At 52.9% G+C, this 3,889-nt stretch carries 3 protein-coding genes; all 3 read right to left on the bottom strand.

The annotated features are described in order from the left end of the window. Positions 1-590: 590 nt before the first annotated feature. Positions 591-1,262 (bottom strand): Pr6Pr family membrane protein, encoded by a 672-nt coding sequence (locus IOB61_RS04910; protein WP_290813046.1) that lies wholly within the window; start codon positions 1,260-1,262, stop codon positions 591-593. A gap of 388 nt (positions 1,263-1,650) precedes the next feature. Beyond that, positions 1,651-2,913 (bottom strand): hypothetical protein, encoded by a 1,263-nt coding sequence (locus IOB61_RS04905; protein WP_290813043.1) that lies wholly within the window; start codon positions 2,911-2,913, stop codon positions 1,651-1,653. Between the two features lie 877 nt (positions 2,914-3,790). Further along, positions 3,791-3,889 (bottom strand): hypothetical protein (locus IOB61_RS04900; protein ID WP_290813048.1); only part of this gene is annotated, 99 nt, incomplete at its 5' end.

Below are 3,889 nucleotides of genomic sequence, written 5' to 3'. Positions count from 1 at the left end.
GCAAACTCGCTGAGGTCCCCGCTCTTCGCTACGCTTCGGCGGGGATGACATTGTTTTGGAGTGGTTTTTATCTAGAAGCGTTTTGGTGCCCATTCTGGTCACCCAACCGCTTCCTATAGCGTGACCGGGCGATTTGTCGCGTCAAGTCCAGATTTCCTTCGGAAATCTGCCGCGAAGCGGCGCGAAGCGGACTTGACCCGTCAAATCGCCCACGAACAATCGAAGTTGGCCTTTGGTGTAGGCAGGGCCTACGCATGAGCCTTCCAGAACAAAAAAACTATAAGCAATGTCATCCCCGATGGCGCAAGCCAATCGGGGACCTTGTTCCGCAAACTCGCTGAGGTCCCCGCTCGAAGCTCACGCTTCGGCGGGGATGACATGGCGGGGGCATAGCAAGGCGCTCCGCGCGGTAGGGTGCATTCCATTGATGGAATGCACCTTGGTCAAGCAATTCCTGAGCTGGATCATGCGAGACCGAAGCCAAAGCACTTGGAACGGTTCAAATTGTCGCTTAGCTCACTTTGAAGCCGTCATCAGCGAACGAAGTGGTTCAGGCCTGTCGGACCGCACCCTGTTGGTTCGGTCGCCAGTCATGGCTTGTGATCATTGGTTTCGGGACTTTGTCGTTTGCCGCGCGCGAGACGCCGATCAAGCCATACAATCAGAAAGCCTATCGCCGTGAAAGCGACTGCGATAATCGCAAGGTTCAACAGCACGCCACTCCAGCCGAGCGTTTCCACATTCATAAAAAAATAGGGATAGCGTGACGCCGAGTCTGGCTCGAATTCGGCGCGCACAAGACTGTAGGCTGAATAAGCAAGCGGGTATAACGCCCAGACCAACGGGGCATGCCAACGCAGCCTGCCGTGGGGCGCATAGAGCAGCCACCATAGCGGTACTGCGACCGGAGCAATGTGGTGGTGCAAACTGTCTCCAAGAAAAGTCCACCAATTGAGTTGCAGGATCTGCCCCAAAACCAGATTAAAAATGATGCCAACGAGCAGGATCGCAAGCATCACGGCACCGATCAGAAGCGCGGACACCCGCTCCGCCCCCCTAATCGCAATGGATCCGAATACGATTACAATCAGCAGGTTAGTTGTAATCGTAAAGGGACGTAGCATCTGCCAGAGCGCTTCGACTAGGCCCCTTCCGTCCTCAAGCATAAGCTGGAACGGTGGGATGATTCCGATAAAGGAGCCCGCCGCGATCAAGCCGGCAAACAGGCGGCCATAGCGCTCGTCTAGGATAGAATGTTTCATCGTCGCTCCATGGGACCGAGCAACGCGTTTCAGGTAAAGGCAGGTAGCTGTCAACGGGAAAACTAACTCGCGCCGTAGGTTGCGGTCCTGCGGGACTGTGCGGCATCACTAGCTATGGAACCTTGGGCTAAGTTCCCTTCACTTAGCACACCTTTGCCGCAAGCTGTTCCTTGGCAAAGGCCGACTAAGTGGAAAAGCTAGACCCAAGACCGCGCACAACGAGATGGTCCAGTCCATTGTCTAAAAGGTAACAAGTGGCCGAAAGGAGATGGTCTGCTTTGGGGCGTGTGGGGCGGCGAAAGCGGACATTCAAAAACGAATAGACTCTTTGCGCAGTTTGCGAAAGCTTCGCTGCGGGGTCAGAGGAAGCCATCAATCGGTAAGCCTCCTATTCTTTGACTTCAATCAACTTGCTTTGAAAGTCATATGGAAAGTGTTTTGTCGTTGGTGCTGAAAAGAACGACGCGACGAGATAAATCTTGCCCGAGCGAGTGTCGCTTCCCCTGAATTCAACGTAGTCTGCTGATAGTTTTGTTATCAACTTTGAGGAACATTCGACCTTGCAGTCTACAATCAGCAGGTTATTCGGCCCATTTTCCCGATAGCATTCATAATTTCTGCATGCATGGCTCAAGAAGACGAACCGAAGTTTATTGCTCCCAACGGGCCCTAATAATGCATAGCTCGCGTCAATTACGGACCCATAATCAACTTTGACATTTAGGAACGGTGCAGTCCAGGACGCATAGAATTTGTCTGGGCGAAGTGCCAAGATGTTTTGGCCGCGTATGTGCAAGTCTTGGCCAAGCACTTCCTGTTGCACGTACACAGGCCATTCTGCCCATCTTCGCCGTATCTCTGATCTCTTCTGAGGGTTTAAGACTGTGCCGGAGCTCTGCCCGGTAACCTCGTAATTGAGACTTTCATAGGCATATCCTAAAACCTCGCCGTTCTCAGAAATGCCAGACACAAGCTCAACCTCAATCTTTTGTGTTCTGCTTTCGCCCTCTTCAAAAAATTGACAATGCAACAGGCGTTGACCACGGTCAGCTTCAATTTTTCCCCGCACCCGAGGCATGTTATCTGCCGGATCGATCTCGCTATTCACATCGTAGATTTCCATTGTTGCCAGTGGCGAACCTGCAATGGCATATCTAATTGCCAGGCAAGAACCAACCTGCTCAGCCATTGGGAATGTGTCGGTTCCAAACGAGCGGTCTTTGTAGCTGACCGCGCCAGTTCGCAAATCCATGAAACCAAAACGCAAAGACGCGTTTCCAACCATCCTATTGGTGCTGTAAGCAACAAGTCCAAACGGGTTCTCTGCGGATCCAATGACAAATGTCTCAGCGCTGATGTTGGTTCTTCGGGAATCTTTATCGACTTCGAGGCGCCCTAGTTTTTGCCTCGTATCTATGGAATAAAATTCGAGGCCATCATTACCTCTCGCGTCTGGGCATTTTTGAAACATAGTACGCGACACAATGTGGATCTTGGCGCTCGCGATCGTGTTTTCGCAATTTGGAATGGCGTACGATACGGCATTATCGCCAAAGTTCTCAACAATTAGAGAGGGTTTCTCCTTAGAGGCGCAGGCCAGTGGCACCATAAGTGTCAATGCAAAGGCGGTTATAAATATCTTGGATTTCATTTCAGCGTGTCCGTTGTTAGCAATGTGCTTCGCGCCGTAGCGTGCATTCCCTCTTGGGATGCACCATGGTCAAGCAATTCCTGAACTCGTTCATGTGGGGTCTTAGCCAAAAGACTCGGAACGGTTCAATGCGTCGCTTCGCTTGCCTTGAAGCCGCCGGACAATTGTCTCCGCGCAAGCTGGGGAGTCAAGAGGCGCGCCTCCGGCGCGTCGGCGAAGCCGATTTCACCTCTTGACACCCCATCTTGCGCGCACAAACTCGAGCTATGCCTTTGCGTAGGCGCAGCCTGCGGCAAAGGCGTTCCAAGGGGAAACAATCAAACCCAAGAGCGCAGCGAACGAAAATGGTGCATTCCTATCGGAATGCACCCTACGATCCGCGCGTCAGTGAATGTCCGCTTCCAAGCAACCGCCAACACACCCCCAACGGCAACCCTTGGCACTTCGGCGGAGATCACATTGTTTTGGATAGCTTTTTGCTTGGAAGCGGTTTGGTGATCCTTCCGGCCCACCAAACCGCAAACGAAATTGTTCGTGCGACCTCTGGGTAGTCAAGTGCGCAGCTTTGCTGCGTCGCGACGAGATCCGTTTTCGAAGAAAACGGACACTTGACGACCCAGATGTCGCGGCCATCCTCGATAATCCATTTTGGTGAAACACAGTTTCCACCAAAATGGGTCTAGATGGAAAAATCTTAAAGGCGATGTCATCCCCGATGGCGCAAGCCAATCGGGGACCTTGTTCCGCAAACCCACTGCGGTCCCCGCTCGAAGCTCACACTTCGGCGGGGATGACATGGCGGGGGGATAGACACAAAAAAACGCCCCGACCTTTCAGCCGGGGCGCTCTTTTTCTAAGGTCTTAGACCAGAAGTGGCTTATTCAACCACAGCTGCCACAACGCCTGCACCAACGGTGCGGCCACCTTCGCGGATTGCGAAGCGCGAGCCTTGGGTCATGGCGATCGGGGTGATCAG

Origin of the sequence: Aquidulcibacter sp., from assembly GCF_020253525.1 — a bacterium.
Classification (GTDB): domain Bacteria; phylum Pseudomonadota; class Alphaproteobacteria; order Caulobacterales; family Aquidulcibacteraceae; genus Aquidulcibacter.
Note: the sequence above shows the minus strand (reverse complement) of the source record. Positions and strands in the feature narration are given on the sequence as shown.

Coding starts and splice junctions, on each gene's coding strand:
- IOB61_RS04910 (WP_290813046.1), bottom strand. CDS start 1,262: ATGAAACATTCTATCCTAGACGAGCGCTATGGCCGCCTGTTTGCCGGC.
- IOB61_RS04905 (WP_290813043.1), bottom strand. CDS start 2,913: ATGAAATCCAAGATATTTATAACCGCCTTTGCATTGACACTTATGGTG.